18 protein-coding genes are annotated in these 16,475 nt (G+C 69.0%); 12 read left to right on the top strand and 6 right to left on the bottom strand.

Going from position 1 to position 16,475, the window contains the following annotated elements; all coding sequences use genetic code 11:
- Both AB0F51_RS15310 and AB0F51_RS15305 read right to left on the bottom strand, forming a co-directional pair.
- The coding region (locus AB0F51_RS15310; RefSeq protein ID WP_360279707.1) for an IS3 family transposase at positions 1–431 on the bottom strand (431 nt) is incomplete at its 3' end.
- An 80-nt stretch (positions 432–511) separates the two neighbouring features.
- A complete protein-coding gene (locus tag AB0F51_RS15305) occupies positions 512–841 on the bottom strand; it encodes a transposase (protein WP_360279705.1) in 330 nt (109 codons plus the stop codon).
- Positions 842–1,157: 316 nt separating this feature from the next.
- Between AB0F51_RS15305 and purD the strand changes: the two genes are divergently transcribed.
- Positions 1,158–2,447, top strand: coding sequence for a phosphoribosylamine--glycine ligase (gene purD, locus AB0F51_RS15300; RefSeq protein WP_360279702.1), 1,290 nt, complete (start codon positions 1,158–1,160; stop codon positions 2,445–2,447).
- Between the two features lie 62 nt (positions 2,448–2,509).
- Here purD and AB0F51_RS15295 read toward each other — a convergent pair whose 3' ends face one another.
- The gene (locus tag AB0F51_RS15295; RefSeq protein WP_360279699.1) at positions 2,510–3,181 is read right to left on the bottom strand and encodes a TetR/AcrR family transcriptional regulator C-terminal domain-containing protein; all 672 of its coding nucleotides are present in this window, start codon (positions 3,179–3,181) and stop codon (positions 2,510–2,512) included.
- A 104-nt stretch (positions 3,182–3,285) separates the two neighbouring features.
- Here AB0F51_RS15295 and AB0F51_RS15290 point away from each other — a divergent pair, with 104 nt between their 5' ends.
- The 9 genes from AB0F51_RS15290 to AB0F51_RS15250 all read left to right on the top strand — a co-directional run bounded on the left by AB0F51_RS15290 (position 3,286) and on the right by AB0F51_RS15250 (position 11,788).
- Positions 3,286–4,254 carry an NAD(P)-dependent alcohol dehydrogenase gene (locus AB0F51_RS15290; RefSeq protein ID WP_360279696.1) on the top strand — a complete coding sequence of 323 codons (969 nt, stop codon included), beginning with the start codon at positions 3,286–3,288 and terminating at the stop codon, positions 4,252–4,254.
- A gap of 76 nt (positions 4,255–4,330) precedes the next feature.
- Positions 4,331–4,834, top strand: a complete 504-nt coding sequence (locus tag AB0F51_RS15285; protein WP_360279693.1) for a SigE family RNA polymerase sigma factor — start codon at positions 4,331–4,333, stop codon at positions 4,832–4,834.
- Complete coding sequence (locus tag AB0F51_RS15280) at positions 4,827–5,405, top strand: hypothetical protein (protein ID WP_360279690.1); 579 nt, start codon at positions 4,827–4,829, stop codon at positions 5,403–5,405. Before AB0F51_RS15285 ends, AB0F51_RS15280 begins: the two co-directional genes overlap by 8 nt.
- Before the next feature lie 12 nt (positions 5,406–5,417).
- Positions 5,418–6,863, top strand: a complete 1,446-nt coding sequence (gene purB / locus AB0F51_RS15275) for an adenylosuccinate lyase (RefSeq protein ID WP_360279687.1) — start codon at positions 5,418–5,420, stop codon at positions 6,861–6,863.
- 3 nt (positions 6,864–6,866) lie between these two features.
- Complete coding sequence (locus tag AB0F51_RS15270; protein WP_360279684.1) at positions 6,867–7,223, top strand: hypothetical protein; 357 nt, start codon at positions 6,867–6,869, stop codon at positions 7,221–7,223.
- 1 nt (position 7,224) lies between these two features.
- Positions 7,225–7,623: a hypothetical protein gene (locus tag AB0F51_RS15265; RefSeq protein WP_360279681.1), complete on the top strand. Its 399-nt coding sequence runs from the start codon at positions 7,225–7,227 to the stop codon at positions 7,621–7,623.
- A 63-nt stretch (positions 7,624–7,686) separates the two neighbouring features.
- Positions 7,687–8,919, top strand: a complete 1,233-nt coding sequence (locus AB0F51_RS15260; RefSeq protein ID WP_360279678.1) for a bifunctional glycosyltransferase family 2/GtrA family protein — start codon at positions 7,687–7,689, stop codon at positions 8,917–8,919.
- On the top strand, positions 8,919–10,901 hold the full coding sequence (locus AB0F51_RS15255; protein ID WP_360279675.1) for a glycosyltransferase family 39 protein: 1,983 nt from the start codon (positions 8,919–8,921) through the stop codon (positions 10,899–10,901). The genes AB0F51_RS15260 and AB0F51_RS15255 overlap by 1 nt, the downstream gene beginning before the upstream one ends.
- Positions 10,902–11,368: 467 nt before the next feature.
- A complete protein-coding gene (locus AB0F51_RS15250; RefSeq protein WP_360279673.1) occupies positions 11,369–11,788 on the top strand; it encodes a hypothetical protein in 420 nt (139 codons plus the stop codon).
- Here AB0F51_RS15250 and AB0F51_RS15245 read toward each other — a convergent pair.
- Both AB0F51_RS15245 and AB0F51_RS15240 read right to left on the bottom strand, forming a co-directional pair.
- A complete protein-coding gene (locus AB0F51_RS15245; RefSeq protein ID WP_360279670.1) occupies positions 11,761–13,188 on the bottom strand; it encodes a hypothetical protein in 1,428 nt (475 codons plus the stop codon). The genes AB0F51_RS15250 and AB0F51_RS15245 overlap by 28 nt on opposite strands.
- Positions 13,189–13,243: 55 nt before the next feature.
- Positions 13,244–13,879: a TetR family transcriptional regulator C-terminal domain-containing protein gene (locus AB0F51_RS15240; RefSeq protein WP_360279667.1), complete on the bottom strand. Its 636-nt coding sequence runs from the start codon at positions 13,877–13,879 to the stop codon at positions 13,244–13,246.
- Between the two features lie 47 nt (positions 13,880–13,926).
- On the opposite strand from AB0F51_RS15240, the gene AB0F51_RS15235 reads away from it, so the two are divergent.
- Complete coding sequence (locus AB0F51_RS15235) at positions 13,927–15,027, top strand: FAD-dependent monooxygenase (protein ID WP_360279664.1); 1,101 nt, start codon at positions 13,927–13,929, stop codon at positions 15,025–15,027.
- Positions 15,024–15,899, top strand: a complete 876-nt coding sequence (locus AB0F51_RS15230; protein ID WP_360279661.1) for a phosphoribosylaminoimidazolesuccinocarboxamide synthase — start codon at positions 15,024–15,026, stop codon at positions 15,897–15,899. Before AB0F51_RS15235 ends, AB0F51_RS15230 begins: the two co-directional genes overlap by 4 nt.
- A 15-nt stretch (positions 15,900–15,914) precedes the next feature.
- On the opposite strand, the gene AB0F51_RS15225 is transcribed toward AB0F51_RS15230, so the two are convergent.
- On the bottom strand, positions 15,915–16,403 hold the full coding sequence (locus AB0F51_RS15225; RefSeq protein WP_360279658.1) for a hypothetical protein: 489 nt from the start codon (positions 16,401–16,403) through the stop codon (positions 15,915–15,917).
- Positions 16,404–16,475: the final 72 nt, after the last annotated feature.

Genomic DNA, 16,475 nt, shown 5'->3' with positions numbered 1-16,475 from the left:
TCATCGATGGCCCAGCCCAGCACCCGGCGTGAGCAGGCATCGCGCACGACGGCCAGGTAGAGCCAGCCTTGGTGGGTGTGCAGGTAGGTGATGTCGGAGATCCAGACCCGGTCCAGTGTCCCGGTGTCGAAGACCCGGTTCACCAGATCCGGGCGCGGCGGCGCGTGGTCGTCGCGCCGGGTGGTGATGGTGAACGGGCGCGGTGAGACACCTCGCAGCCCCAGTGACGCCATGGTTTTCGCGACGGTCTTGCGGGTCACCATGACCTGGGCCGCGCGGAGCTCGGCGGTGATCCGCGGTGCCCCGTAGACACCGTCAGAGGCCGCGTGCGCCTGAGCGACCCGGGCCGCGAGCTGCTCACGCCGGGTCTGACGTGGACCAGGACCGGCCGTACTGCGCCGCCGCCACGCGTAGTAACCCGACCTGGACACCCCCAGCAACACACACATCCGAGCGATCCCGGGACCGGCCTTCTGCGACTCAACGACATGACTGATGACCTGGAAGGCATCTACCGGTTCTTGTCGGAGGCGAAGAAGGCCGCTGCTTTTTTCAGGAACTCCCGATCCATCTTCAGCTGCGCGTTCTCCCGCCGCAGCCGCTCCAACTCCGCCCGCTCACCCTCATCCAACCCACCCCCAGACTCACCAGCCGGCACCGTTGGAGGACTCGCCCCGCCCGGCTCCAACTGCCCGGCCTTGTCCAGCAGCACCCACCGCGACAACAACTGCGGCCCCACCCCGATCTCCCGAGCAACCTGAGCAATCGGCCGATCCGACTCGATCACCAACCGAGCCGCCTCCCGACGAAACTCCGGCGTGTACTTCCTCGCCTTTCCCATAACGACATCCTTCCCACGAGATCAACATCTCGCCAGACAAGGTGTCCACCCAACGGGGGCAAGCCCACGCAGAGCGCGCACATCCCGCGCGGAGCGCATTCCCGCGCGGAGCGCACATGCGGCGCGGAGCGCAATCGCAGGCGCGACGAAGGAGCGGGGCTCGCGCACGGCGGTACACGCGCGCGCCGCGCGTCCTCCGCGCGACGTAGGAGCGGCTCTTGTGAACTGGGCGGGCGGGAGCGTCCCGGAACTGGAGCGACGGAGGAGCGGAAGTGCAGGGCGCGTGGGAAACGACGGTGCACTAGGCTCGTGGCTCGTGAAGGTTTTAGTTGTTGGTACCGGCGGTCGTGAGCACGCACTGGTCTGGGCGTTGAGCCGGGATCCTGAGGTCGAGCAGGTTGTTGCGGCGCCGGGGAACCCTGGGATCGCCGCGTTGCAGCCGGCGTACGACGGGCAAACGGTCGTTTGTCGCGACGTGGACGTCTCGGACCACGACGCGGTCGTCGCGCTGGCCACCGAGGTGGGTGCTGACCTGGTTGTGGTCGGTCCCGAGGCGCCGCTGGTTGCCGGGCTGGCTGATCCGCTGCGCGCGGCCGGGATCGCGGTCTTCGGGCCGTCGAAGGACGCGGCCCAGCTCGAGGGCTCGAAGGCCTTCGCCAAGGACGTGATGGCCGCCGCGAGCGTGCCGACCGGCCGGGCTTACGTCTGTACGACGCCGGAAGAGGCCGCCGAGGCGATCGATGCGTTCGGCCCTCCTTATGTGGTCAAGGACGACGGCCTCGCCGCCGGCAAGGGCGTCGTGGTCACCTCCGACCGGGTCGAGGCGCTCGAGCACGCGGCCGGCTGCGAGCAGGTGCTGATCGAGGAGTTCCTGGACGGTCCCGAGGTCTCGCTGTTCGCGATCACCGACGGCGTCACCGTGCTGCCGATGCAGCCGGCGCAGGACTTCAAACGCCTTGCGGACAACGACGAAGGCCCGAACACCGGCGGCATGGGCGCCTACACTCCGTTGCCCTGGGCACCGGAAAAGCTGGTCGAGGAGATCACCGAGAAGGTGCTCCAGCCGACCGTCGACGAGATGCGTCGGCGCGGCATCCCCTTCACCGGACTCCTGTACGCCGGACTGGCGCTGACGTCCCGCGGTGTCCGGGTGATCGAGTTCAACTGCCGCTTCGGCGACCCGGAGACGCAGGCCCTGCTCCCGTTGCTGAAGACCCCGCTCGGCGGTCTCCTGTACGCCGCCGCGACGGGCAAGCTCGCCGATGTCCAGCCGCTGAGCTGGAAGTCGGGCGCGTCCGTCGCCGTCGTGGTGGCCGCGAAGAAGTACCCGGCCAAGCCACGCAGCGGTGACGTCATCAGCGGGATCGACCAGGCCGAGGCCGGTGGTGTCCGGGTCTTCCACGCCGGTACGACGATCGAGGACGGCGAGGTCGTCACGGCGGGCGGCCGGGTACTCGCGGTCAGTGCCACCGGCAAGGATCTCGACGAGGCCCGCCAGCGCGCCTATGCGGGTGTCGGGCAGATCCGCATCAAGGGCTCGCAGCACCGCACCGACATCGCCCTCAAGGCAGCCCGCGGCGAGATCGAGCTGCTTCCGGTCGGCTAGCCGAAGTCGGCCGACCGAGGCGGGTGGCCGAGGTGAGCTGGCCGAGGTGAGTCGGCCGTTGCTCAGCGGGCGGCCGGTAGCGAGCCGGCTAGGCCGTCGAGGATCAGGCCGAGCCCGAAGTCGAACTCGTCGCCGAAGTCGTACCCGGGCTGGAGCACGTGCTCGGTCGCCAGTTCGGTCAGGTGCGGGTACTGCCCCGATGTGAACTGCTCCATCATCGCCCCGGCAACCTCGGCGGCGCCGTCGGTGCCTTCGAACGGCAGCGACGTCTCCTGCAGTGCGAAGCCGTACACATACGCATCGATCAGCGCATACGCGTGCGCGGTCATCGCCACCGAGAAGCCGGCGCCGCGCAGGGTCCCGATGTTGGCGTCGTGATGACGCAACGTCGCCGGTCCGGGGCTGGTCCGTGACTCCATCAACGCGATCGCCCACGGATGCCGCCGCAGGACCTGCCGGGCGGAGTGGGCGCGCTTGGTGATCTCCGCGCGCCACTCGCCGTCCGGGGACGGCAGGTCGATCTCGGCGAAGACCAGGTCGACGATGCCGTCGAGGATCTCGTTCTTGTTCGCGACGTAGTGGTAGACCGACATCGGCTTGACGTCCAGCTGAACCGCCAGTGACCGGATCGTCAGCCCGCCCAAGCCGCCGCCGTCCGCCACCGCGACGGCGGCCCGCAGTACCGCATCGCGGCTGAGCTGGGTCCGGTCCGGGGCTTTCGCTGATCGTGGCATCGATCGGACGATAGCAGTTTCGTACTAAGTACGGTACCGTCCGTACTAAGTACGACGGGCCAACGTCCCCGTCGGCCAGGGAGGGGATCGCGGTGGACAGCAAGATGCGTGCAGTCGTACGGGACAGGTACGGCTCGGCCGATGTACTACGGGTGGCGGAGATCGCGCGGCCCACACCGGGCAAAGGCAAGGTGCTGGTGCAGGTCGAGGCGGCGGGGCTCGATCGCGGCGCCTGGCACCTGATGACCGGCAAGCCTTATCTGCTCCGCCTGGTCTTCGGACTCCGGCGCCCGCGCAACCCCGTACTCGGCGGTGACCTGGCCGGCCGCGTGGTCGGCGTCGGACCCGGCGTGACCGGGTTCGCCGAGGGTGACGAGGTGTTCGGGATCGGCGAGGGCACCTTCGCGGAGTACGCCGTCGCGCGGGCGGACAAGCTCGCCCTCAAGCCGGCCGGCCTTGGCTTCACCGAGGCTGCCGTGCTGGGGATCTCCGGCCTCACGGCGCTGCAGGCGCTCCGCGACAGCGGCAAGATCAAGGCCGGTCAGAAGGTTCTGATCACGGGGGCGTCTGGCGGCGTCGGCAGCTTCGCCGTGCAACTCGCCAAAGCGTTCGGCGCCGAAGTCACCGGCACAGCCAGTACTGCGAAACTCGCGCTGGTGCAGCGCCTCGGTGCCGACCACGTCATCGACTACACCCGGGATGACTTCGCGGACGGTACGCAGTACGACCTGATCATCGATCTCGCGGGCAATCCGTCGATCTCCCGCCTGCGCCGCGCCCTCACCAAGACCGGTACGGCGGTCATCGCGGGCGGTGAAGGCGGCGGCTCGCTGGGCGGCGGGATCGATCGGCAGCTCCGGGCCCAACTGCTGTCACCGTTCATCGGACAGCGGCTGACCGGTCTGCTCTCGCAGGAGAAGGCCGCCGACCTCGAGGTCCTGAGGGAGCTGGTCGAGGCAGGCAAGGTGACGCCGAGCATCGACAGCGTCGTACCGCTGGACAAGGTCCAGCAGGCACTGTCCGACCTGGAGGCGGGCCGGATCAGCGGCAAGCTCGCGGTCACTGTCTCCTGAGGCGTCGCCGCGCCTGTAACTTCAGTGGTTCTCGCGGTGAGGGAACCGCCAGGGCAGGTCGGGGGTGTAGGTCGGTATGAGGCTGACGGAAGCGGACGAGGCGGCGCTGCGCGAGTTCTACTCGGCACAGCAGCCACGGCTCGTCGGCGTGGTTGCGCTGCTGACCGGGTCCCGGGCCGAGGCCGAGGACATCGTTCAGGAGGCCTTCGTCCGGCTGGTACCGCGGTGGGCGAAAGTCTCCCGGTACGAGTCGCCCGAGGGCTGGCTGCGCCTGGTCGCGATCCGGCTGGCGGGCAACCGGCACCGCAACGCGACCCGCTTCGCCTCACTCCTGCGCAGGGTGCCGGCGTCCGACGTACGGGATCCGGCCGATGGGCAGGAGGTCGACCTCGAGCGGGCGCTCGCGCAACTGCCGATGCCCGCCCGCCACGCCGCCGTCCTGTACTACGTCTGCGACCTGCCCGTGCCCGAGATCGCGAGCACGCTCGGGATCGCCGAGGGCACCGTCAAGTCGCGGCTGTCCAGGGCCAGGACGGCACTGTCCCAGTCGCCGATTCTCCGAGGTGCCGACCATGAATGACCTGAAACACGACCTCCAGTCGATCGCCGACCGGCACGCGAACCAGGCGGGCGGCGACTTCGACACTGTCCTCCGTACTGCGACCGGTCGCCGCCGTCGCCGCGTCGCGGGTATCTCGGCCGTCGCGTGCGCAGTACTGGCGGTCGGTGCGATCGCCACGCTCTCGCCGTGGCAGAACGACACCGAGGTGCCGGTCGCGTCGACACCGACGCCCAAGCCGACCCTGGACCCGAAGTTCCAGGGCACGATGACAATCACCCCTGCCACGGCGGCGCCGGGAGCGGAGATCGCTCTCACCTACCCCGCCGGTTACGGACGCGGGATCGGCTTCGAGCTCGCCCAGCCGGGCGACGGCAAGCCGCTCTACTACCTGATTGCCGGGCGCGGGGCGAAGAAGCCGACCTGGCGCAGCGTGGCGAACGCCGAAGGGCTCGTCATCCCCGATATCGGCATCCAAGGTCCCGGACCGGACCGACTTGTCGTACCGGACACCGCCGCGGATGGCACCTACCTGCTCTGTACTTCGAACGCCAGCGACAAGGCCTGCGCCCTGCTGACCGTGGCTCGGTGAGGCTGGGAGAGAATGGGGTACGTGCCGACTCCCAGCAAGCCCCGGATCCCGAACGTTCTCGCCGCCCGCTACGCCAGCCCGTCGATGGCGCAGCTGTGGTCGCCGGAGTACAAGATCGTGCTCGAGCGGCAGCTGTGGCTGGCTGTCCTGGGGGCGCAGAAGGACTTCGGGGTGGACGTCCCGGACGGGGTGATCGAGGACTACCGGGCGGTGATCGACCAGGTCGACCTGGAGTCGATCGCGGCCCGGGAGCGGGTCACCCGGCACGACGTGAAGGCGCGGATCGAGGAGTTCAACGCGCTCGCCGGGCACGAGCACGTGCACAAGGGCATGACGAGCCGGGACCTGACCGAGAACGTCGAGCAGCTCCAGATCCGGGCCGGTCTGGAGCTGGTCCGCGATCGCGCGGTGGCGGCCGTCGTCCAGCTCGGGCAGAAGGCGGCCGACCACGCCGCGCTGGTGATGACCGGCCGGTCGCACAACGTCGCGGCCCAGGCGACCACGCTCGGCAAGCGGTTCGCCTCGGCGGCCGACGAGCTGCTGGTCGCGATCGCCCGGCTGGAAGACCTGATCGAGCGGTACCCGCTGCGTGGCATCAAGGGCCCGGTCGGTACGTCGCAGGACATGCTCGACCTGTTCGGCGGCCAGGAGCGGCTGCTGGCCGGACTGGAGTCGGAGGTCGCGCAGCACCTGGGCTTCCGCCGCGTGCTGACCAGTGTCGGCCAGGTCTACCCGCGCTCACTCGACTACGACGTCGTCTCGGCGCTGGTCCAGCTCGCGGCCGGGCCGTCCAGCCTGGCCACCACGATCCGGTTGATGGCCGGGCACGAGTTGGTCACCGAAGGCTTCAAGGAGGGCCAGGTCGGCTCGTCGGCGATGCCGCACAAGATGAACACCCGGTCCTGCGAGCGGGTCAACGGGCTGGCCGTCATCCTGCGCGGCTACGCGTCGATGACCGGCGAGCTGGCCGGCAACCAGTGGAACGAGGGCGACGTCTTCTGCTCCGTCGTACGCCGGGTCGCCCTGCCGGACGCGTTTTTCGCGCTGGACGGGTTGTTCGAGACGTTCCTGACCGTGCTGGACGAGTTCGGTGTCTACCCGGCGGTGGTGGCGCGCGAGCTGGAGCGGTACCTGCCGTTCCTGACCACTACGAAGGTGCTGATGGCCGCGGTCAAGAACGGGGTCGGCCGGGAGACCGCGCACGAGGTGATCAAGGAGCATGCCGTCGCGATGGCGCTCGACCTGCGCAAGGGCACGACGGAGAACGACCTGTTCCGCCGGCTTGGCACGGACGGCCGGCTGGGGCTGACCGAGGACCAGATCGTCGGCATCGTCGGCGAGCCGCTGTCGTTCACCGGAGCGGCCGTCGCGCAGGTGAACTCGGTGGTCGCCGAGATCGAGCAGCTGGCCAAGCGCTACCCGGAGGCCGCCGCCTACACGCCGGGTGACATTCTCTAGCTCGTGTTCGAACCGCTGACCTGGGTCCTGGTCGCCCTTTCGCTGGCAGCAACGGTCTTCGCGCTGGTCCTGGCCGGGCTGGACCGCCGGATCAACTGGTGGTTGCTCGGGCTGATCGGCGTGGTCGAGGTCGCGCTGGTGGCCCAGTTGGTGGTCGGCATCGTGCAGCTTGCCGGGACCGAGCGCGACGTCTCCGGGCCGTTCTTCGTCGGCTACCTGGTCGGGGGGCTGCTGGTGCTGCCGATCGGTGCGCTGTGGGCCCTCGCTGACAGCAGCCGGTGGGGCGCGGGCGCGCTGGCGATCGCGTGCGTCGTGATCCCGGTCGTCGAGTTGCGGCTGCACACTCTCTGGGCCGCCTGACATGGCCGACGCGTCCGCGGTCAAGCACGGGCCGGGTCGCATCCTGATCGCCGTGTACGGGGTCTTCGCGCTGGCGGCGACGTCGCGGGCCGCAGTACAGATCGCTACCCAGTTCTCGGTCGCGCCGATCGCCTACGTGCTGTCGGCCGTTGCCGCGGTCATCTACTGCGCGGCGACCTTCGCGTTGGCGAAGGCAACGAGTTTCTCCCGGCGGGTGGCGACGGCGGCGATCGTCGTCGAACTCGTCGGCGTCATTGCCATCGGCGCTTTCAGCTACACCGCCCCCGAGGACTTCCCCGACGCCACCGTCTGGTCCCACTTCGGGCAGGGGTACGGGTACGTGCCCTTGGTGCTGCCCGTGCTCGGCCTGCTCTGGCTGCGTCGTACCGCGAAGGACTGACTCCCAGGGAACTCCCAGCCGCGCAGAGGGAGTGGTTCAGGTTCACCGGACAGCATCGGTGACATGCAGAAATCAGGTCCTCCCCGGGTCGAGATCGTCGTACCCGTTCGCAATGAGGAGTACGACCTCGGTCCGAACATCCGGCGGCTGCGCGCGTTCCTGGACAGTGCGTTCCCGTTTCCGGCCGAGGTCTGCATCGCCGACAACGGCAGTACCGACGCCACCTGGGAGCTCGGCCGCCTGCTGGCGACCGAGCTGCCCGGGGTCCGGGTGGTCCGGATCGAGGAGCCCGGTCGCGGTCGCGCGCTGAAGCAGGTCTGGTCGTCGAGTGAGGCGGAAGTCCTTGCCTACATGGATGTCGACCTGTCGACCAATCTCAACGCGCTGTTGCCCCTGGTCGCGCCACTGCTGGCCGGGCACAGCGACGTGGCGATCGGGTCGCGGCTGGCCCGCGGGTCCCGGGTGGTCCGGCGACCGAAGCGGGAGGCGATCTCGCGCGGCTACAACCTGTTGCTCAGAGCAACTTTAGGGACCGGGTTCTCGGACGCGCAGTGTGGGTTCAAGGCGATCCGCCGGGACGTGGCGGTCGAGTTGCTGCCGTTGGTGCGGGATACCAGCTGGTTCTTCGACACCGAGTTGCTGGTGCTGGCCGAGCGGACCGGGCTGCGGATCCACGAAGTACCGGTGGACTGGATCGACGACCTCGACTCGCGGGTCGCGATCGCCAAGACGGTGGTCGAGGACCTGCGCGGAATCGCCAGGCTGAGCAGGGATCTCGGCCGCGGGCGCATCCCGTTGGAGCCGGTGCGTGAGGAGTTCGGCCGACCTTCGATCGCCGATCCGCGGACGGCTCTGGCTGCTCGGGTACTGCGCTTCGCGGGGGTCGGTGTGCTCAGTACGCTCGCGTACGTCCTGTTCTACCTGGGCCTGCGGCACGCGATGCCTGCCCAAGCGGCCAACGTGGTGGCACTGCTGATCACCGCCATCGGGAACACTGCACTCAACCGCCGCGTCACGTTCGGCGTACGGGGTGTCGAGAACCGTGGCCGGCATCAGCTGCGCGGCCTCGTCACCTTCGGGATCGGCTGGAGTCTGACCGCGTCCTCGCTGTGGTTGCTGCACGCGGCGGTCGCCGTACCGGCGCACGGCCTCGAGCTCACCGTCCTGACGGCCGCCAACCTGGCCGCGACGGTGGTCCGGTTCACCCTCTTCCAGGCCTGGGTCTTCGACGACGACGCGCCCACCCTTCCCACCTTCGAACCCCCGGCGGTTCTCGACACGACCCGGAGCAACTGATGAGCACTCTCACCGAACCCACCACTACCGCGGCGCCGTCGCGCGCCAGACCGACGACCCGTCTCACGGCGTACGCGATCAGCCGCGACCAGGTCCTGTACGGCGGTCTACTGGTGCTCACCGCGGTTGCCTACGTGTGGGGGCTGTCGAAGAACGGCTACGCCAACGAGTACTACGCGGCGGCGGTGCAGGCCGGTTCGACCAGCTGGAAGGCCTGGTTCTTCGGGGCTTTCGACTCGTCGAGCTTCATCACGGTGGACAAGACGCCCGCCTCGCTGTGGGTGATGGGGTTGTCCGGGCGGATCTTCGGGTTCGGCGTGTGGAGCATGCTGGTCCCGCAGGCGCTGATGGGCGTTGCGAGCGTCGGCTTCGTCTACGTGTCGGTGCGTCGGTGGTTCTCGGCTGGTGCTGGGTTGCTGGCGGGCGCAGTACTGGCGTTGTCGCCGGTGGCCGTGTTGATGTTCCGGTTCAACAATCCTGATGCGTTGCTGGTTCTGCTGCTGGTGGCGGGTGCGTGGGCGGTGACCCGGGCGATTGACTCGGAGAAGTACGCGTGGCGGTGGATGGCGTTGGCCGGGGTGTTCGTCGGGTTCGGGTTCTTGACGAAGATGCTGCAGGCGTTCTTGGTGCTGCCGGCTTTCGGGTTGGCGTACTTGATCGCTGGCAAGCCGGCGTTGGGCAAGCGGTTGGTGCACAGTCTGGTCGCGCTCGGTGCTCTGATCGTCAGCGCGGGTTGGTGGATCGCGATCGTCGAACTGGTGCCCGCCTCGGCTCGGCCCTATATCGGTGGGTCGTCGACGAACAGCATTCTCGAGTTGACCCTTGGTTACAACGGACTTGGGCGGCTGACAGGCAATGAGACCGGCTCCGTCGGCGGCGGCACCGGGAATCCCGGCTGGGGTGGCGCGACCGGGGTGCAGCGGTTGTTCGGTGGTGAGTTCGCGAGTCAGATCGCGTGGTTGCTGCCGGCGGCGTTGCTGGCGACCGTCGTACTGGTTGTTGCTGCGGGCAAGGCTCCTCGGACTGATCGAACGCGAGCGTTTGCGGTGTTGTGGGGTGGATGGCTGGTTGTGACTGGGCTCGTCTTCAGCTACATGCAGGGGATCATCCACAGCTATTACATGGTCGCGCTGGCGCCGGCGGTTGGTGCGCTGGTGGGTGCCGCTGCGACGGTGTTGTGGCGGCGTCGTACCGAGTGGTTGGCGCGAGCGGCGCTTGCTGGTGGGGCTTTGCTGACTGCTGGGTGGAGCTTCTCTCTGCTGAACGCAGTACCTACTTGGATGCCGTGGTTGCGGTGGGCGGTGCTGATCGTCGGGGTGCTGGCTGCTGGGTTGGTGCTGGTGCTTCCGGAGTTGAAGCTGGATCGGGCGGCGGTACGGCGTACTGGGGTGTTTGCGGCGACTCTGTTGGCGTTGACGGCGCTCGCTGGGCCTGCGGCGTACTCGGCGCAGACGATCAGCACCGCACACGCCGGCGCACTGCCGTCGGCCGGGCCTGCCGGTGTCGCTGGCCGCGGCGGCCTGATGGGCGGAGGCGGCCGCATGGGCGCGGCGCCTGCACAGCCACGCGGTACTGCGCAGGGTGGTACCCCTGGTCGCGTGCAGCGTGGCGGCGGGATGGGTGGATTCCTTGGTGGGGGTGGGATCAGTGGAGTGTCCAGTGAGCTGGTCTCGCTGCTGCAGCAGGGCGCGAAAGGCTACACGTGGGCGGCCGCGGCGGTCACGGCGAACGGGGCCGCGCCGGTGCAGATCGCTGCCGGGGTCCCGGTGATGGCACTGGGCGGCTTCAACGGCACGGACCCGGCGCCGTCGCTGGCCGAGTTCCAGCAATTGGTTGCCCAGGGCAAAGTCCACTACTTCATCGGCGGCACCGGCGGCTTCGGCGGCCGCGGCGGCACCTCGAACGAGATCAGCACCTGGGTAGCCGCCAACTACCAACCCCAAACCATCGGCAACACCACCATCTACGACCTCACCAACTAACCACAGGAGCAACCGATGACGAACCCCACACCCCAGTGGATCGCAGGCGCCCCCACTCCAAGCCAAGCCAACGATCACCCAACCGCCGCCCCACACCACGGCGTCCCGCCGGCAGGCTCGCCACTCCCCGGAGCCGCCAGGGCGGCGACCAGCACGGCGGAGCAGCTTAAGGCTGATGAGCGCCGCCCGAGCGGCCTAGCCCTGGCCGGAGCAGGCTCACTCCTCGCAGTACTAGCCTTCCTAGGCGGCACCGCAGTAGGCCACGCCTGGAACGGCTCCGAGAGCTCAACCCCCACACAATTCAACGGCCCAGGCCGCTTCGCCCCAGGCCAAGGCGCCCAACCTGGCCAACTCCCCCAAAACACCACCCCTGGCCCGAAACCCACCGGCCAAACCAGAACCGGCTGAGAGATGGGCTACAAGGGTTGGGGGGTTCGGGGGAGGGGGTTGTGGGGTATGGATCGGGCGTGGAATGGGCGAACGTCACCTGGTTCTTGACCGCGCTTGGGGCGGTTGTTGTGCTGTTGACGCATGTTCGGCTGGGTGGTGACAAGGCTGAGACGCGGCGGGCCAGTGGTGTGGCTAGCTTCTCGGGTGCGTTGGTGCGGATTCATACGACCGTCGGCTTTGTCACGTTGGTCGCCTGGGTGGTTGCCCTGGTCACCGGTCGGCGGGAGGTCGCGCTGGGGGCGTTGGTCGGGTGGTGGGTGCTCTCGGTCGTCGGATTGTTGCTGCTGGCCCGTTGGTTGCCGAGTGCGAGCAAACACGCCAAGGACAAGGCGACCGACGCCTGGGGCTCCGGTGCCGGCCTTTCCCTGCTCGGTCATGTCGGCATGGTCGTGGGCGTCGTCTACTTCACCTACGTTGCCTTCACCGACCGCCTCTGACCGCTCAGGCGGAAGGCAGCAGCCTGCACCGCGGCGCGCAGTACGGTCTGCGGCCGGGCCAGTGAGTTCGGATGCGCGAGCATCGTCGTCACCTGGTTGAACTGCTCGTTGAGCTTGGCATCCACCGCCGCGCCCTGGAAGATCAGCCCGGAGATCCATTTCACCAACCGGTATCCCCGCGGGAACGGCCCGTTGACGTGCGGGAGTGCGAGGTCGGCGAAGGTCGAGACCTGCCAGGCCGCGTCGACGACCACGCGCACCTGCTCGAAGTACGCATGAGCCGGCTCGTCGAGCGAAGGTCCGGAGCGCAGGTACGCCGACAGACACGAGGCGTGCAGCGCGGCCGAGGTCATGCCTTGGCCGTAGATCGGGTTGAACGACGCCACCGCGTCACCCGCCACGACCAGACCGGCCGGGAACCGTTCCAATTGGTCGTAGTCGCGCCGCCGGCTGTCTGCCTGGTGGTAGGTGAGGACGTCACCGATCAGCTCGGCCCGCTCGGCGACCTGCCCGAACGCGGGCGGGAAGTCCTCGCGGCACCGCCGGCGGAAGTCTTCGATGTCGCGACTCGGCCGGTCGTCGCCGTACCCGGCGACCAGCACCAGCCAGCGGTCGTCCTCGACGGCCAGGACACCGCCCATCCGTGGTGTCTCCCCGCTGCCGGGCTGATGCTGGGCGACCGAGACCTGGACGTCGCTGATCTCCGGGTCGCGCCGGAACAAGGCGGTCGCGTAGTTGAGCTTGATCGGCATCCGGCGCAGTGGCGGCTGCGGCCAGCCGGCCGCCCCGAGCCAGTCGCTGAGCCGGCTCGACCGTCCCATCGCGTCGACCACCAGCTCGGCCGGCTCGACCACAGGGTCGTCCGCATCGGCGGGCTGGTACCGGACCGCGCTGACCCGATCGCCGCTGAACTCGATCCCGTCGACCCGGCCGGGAACGAGGGTGACGTTCGCGAGCTCCAGCGTCCGCCGCCGGACGTGGGACTCCAGGAAAGGACGCGTGCTCACCAGCGACGGGCCGAACAACTCCCGCGAGACCTTCGGGCGCAGTACGCCGTTCACGAAGTTGTCGATCTCCTCCGGCGGCGGGTCCAGCGCTCCCGCGGCGATCGCCTCGGCCGTGAAACCAGGGAACCAGCGGTCGAGCTGCGCCTGCCCGCCCGGGAGCAATGCGTGCACCTGAGTCCCTTGCGGTACGCCGGGCCGCGGCGAGGCCGTTTCGCCGGACGGGTCCCGCTCGATCACGAGCACCTCGTCGGCATGGTCACTCAGCACCCGCGCGGCCAGCAGACCGGCCATACTCGCGCCGAGCACAATGGCGCGCCGCATCAGGATCCTGGTGTCGGCCGGGCGTTCCGCAGTACTGATGCGGGCAAAGCGTTGAGTTACTGACTCGGTCATCCGCGGCCCCCCAGGCTGCATCGACGGTGAGCCTCAACTCTAGGTGAGCGATGAGTCACTCGCTGTACTTCGCCTGTCGCAAACCGGTCAGCATTGCCGACAGGCTTGTCCGTACTGCGTGTTCGAAGGCCTCCTCCGACAGCGAGCTCCCCGCACCGGCGACTCGGTCGTACATGAGGCCGTCCATCAGCGCGGCGACTGGCCAGGCGGCTTGGTCCGGATCGGGAACATCCAGAGCGGCAAGAAAAGTCGCGAGGTTCTCGCGGAGCCGACGGCCCCCCTCGATGATCGCGTTGCGGAGGTCAGGCCGGCGGCTCGCCTCCAAGGACAGCTCATAGCGGGCGACCAGGTCGTCCGGGCGATCGCGGACGAGCTGCAGCAGCATGTTGACCAGGAACTCCTCCAGATCGAGGCCGGGCGGCCGTGCCGTGCCTGCGGAGCCGCGGGCGAGGTCTCGCTCGAGCATGCGGTCGACGCAGGCGCTCAGCAGAGCGTCCCGGGTGCGCAGGTAGTACGACGTGGAGCCCGGCGGCAGCCCGGCTTCCTCATCGACCGCGCGATGGGTGAGCCCCCGCAGACCGCGGGTCGCCACCAGGTGGATGGCCGCGTCGGCGATGGCGGCCCGCCGGTCCTCGCCGAGCGGCGCCGCCGACCGTTGAGCCGCCGGTACCGGCCGGGCCTTTTTCGTCACAGCGCCTACTCTACCCAGCGAGACTCTACAGGCGTAGAGTCCGCACCATGAGAACGGCGATCGTGGTGGGGGCGGGGATCGGTGGGGTGACGGCGGCCGTCGCGCTGGAGCAGTGCGGCTGGCAGGTCACGGTGCTGGAGCGAGCGCCGGAACTGGGCGAGATCGGCGCGGGCATCTCGGTCTGGCCCGGAGCCGTCGCCGTACTGGAGGAGCTCGGGATCAAGGGAGTCGAGCAGGTCGCGAGACCCGGCGAGTCCGCCGGGATGCGGCGATGGGACGGCCGCTGGATCGTCGAGGCGGCCGATCTCGGTGTCGAGTTGCCGGTGATGATCCATCGCGCGCAGTTGCACTCGCTGATCACCGACCGTCTCGGTCCAGCGGCGACCATCCACACCGGCACCACTGTCACCGGTCTCACGCAGGACGCCGACGGCGTCACCGTGCAGGCGGGCGATCAGGAGTACCGCGCGGATCTGGTGGTCGCCGCCGACGGGCTCCGCAGTGTCATCCGCGGGCTGCTTCATCCGGAGTACGACGGACCGCGGTACTCCGGCTATACGGCGTACCGGGGGATTGCCGAGGCGGAGCTGACCGACGGCGGCGGCGAAACTTGGGGCCGAGGGCAACGATTCGGGTTCGCCCAGCTGATCGACGGCCGCTACTACTGGTACGCGACCGCCAATCGCCCCGCGGACAGCCCGACAGGCGATCCGGAGTCCGACGTCCGTGAGCGGTTCGCCCGCTGGCACGAGCCGATTCCCGCGTTGCTCGCGGCCACCTCCGAAGTACTGCAGAACGACATCTACGACCTGCGCACCCCGCTCGTCCCGTTCGTGCAGGGTCGCGTGGCGCTGCTCGGTGATGCCGCCCACGCGATGACGCCCAACATGGGTCGTGGCGCCTGCTCGGCGATCGAGGACGCCGGCGCGCTCGCCCGCGTACTGCGGGACTCCCGCGATCTGGCCGCGTACGACGCCGAGCGCCGGCCCGCGACGACCAAGCTGGTCAAGCGGTCCAGAGCGATCGGGGTGATGGGTCAGTTGGACAACCCGTTCCTCAGCACAGCGCGTGACGGCCTGCTCGGGTTGGGCGGCAAAGCGGCCGGATTGCTCGCCCGGAGGCGGCGGGTGGAACAATCACGGGTGTGATCACACCTCCGCAGGCTGCCGAGATCCCTGGTGCGAAGCACCTCCACTCCGGCAAGGTCCGGGACCTGTACGAGCTGGAGTCGGGTGAGCTGCTGATGGTCGCCAGCGACCGGATGAGCGCGTTCGACTGGATCCTGGAGCCGCCGATCCCGGACAAGGGCAAGGTGCTGACCGCGATGAGCCTGTGGTGGTTCGAGCAGCTCGACGTGCCGAACCACATCATCTCCACCGACGTCCCGGCCGAGCTGGCCGGCCGCGCGGTGGTCTGCGAGCGGCTCGAGATGCTGCCGGTCGAGTGCGTCGCGCGCGGCTACCTGAGCGGCACCGGCCTGGTCGACTACAACGCCACCGGCGAGGTCTGCGGCATCCCGCTGCGCCCCGGACTGGTCGAGGGCTCCCGGCTGGACGAGCCGATCTTCACCCCCGCGACCAAGGCCGACCTCGGCGAACACGACGAGAACGTCTCGTACGACGCTGTGGTGGCGACCGTCGGCGCGGAGACGGCCGAGGCGCTGCGCACCCTGACGCTGGACCTGTACTCGCGGGCGCACGCGATCGCCGAGCAGCACGGGATCATCCTGGCCGACACCAAGTTCGAGTTCGGCCGCCGTCCGGACGGCACGCTCGTGCTCGCCGACGAGGTGCTCACCCCCGACTCGAGCCGCTTCTGGCCGGCCAGCGAATGGGATCCCGGCAAGCAGCAGCCGTCGTACGACAAGCAGATCGTGCGCGACTGGCTGCAGTTCGAGTCGGGCTGGGACCGCCACTCCGGCGACGCGCCGCCGGCGATGACGGCCGAGGTGGTCGAGCGGACGCGCGCGGCGTACATCGACGCCTACGAAAGCCTCACCGGCCAGACCTTCACCAGCTGACCGCTGGAGCCGGGCTCAGAACAGGCTCACGCCGAGGGCGAGGGTGATGAAGCGGGCCAGGCGGCCGGCCAGGACGGACAGCGAGAAGGTGACGATGCCCATCCGGCTCGCGCCCGCGATCAGCGCCACGCCGTACAGGGGTGGGATGCCGACCGTGGAGCTCAGCAGGGTGACCGGGATGCCCCAGCGGCGGTCGCTGAGGGCGTCGAGGAGGCGCTTGCTGACATCGCGGTTCCACTGGACGAAGCGGCCGCGCCGGGTGCCGAGGTCGACCGGCTTGGGTTCCTTGCCCTTCTTGGCGGCGTACCCGGGCCGGTAGCGGACCGCAAGGAACATCGCCACCTTGCCGATGGTCTGCCCGACCGACACCCCGATCGCCGCCACTACCGGATCCAGAGCACCTGAGGCGCCCACGCCGAGCACGTACACCTCGGCGTTCAACACTGGGATGACGGCAGACCCGATCCCGAATCCCACCGCCAGCACCAGCTCCCACGCCCACATGGTCTAGAGGCTATGTGGCGCTCCCTGACAAATCAGGGAGGCCAGCACCACTTCAGGGAGAAGCCAGCACCA

This window comes from Kribbella sp. NPDC023855, assembly GCF_040639475.1.
Classification (GTDB): Bacteria; Actinomycetota; Actinomycetes; order Propionibacteriales; family Kribbellaceae; genus Kribbella.
This window is presented reverse-complemented; position numbering and strand designations above follow the sequence as displayed.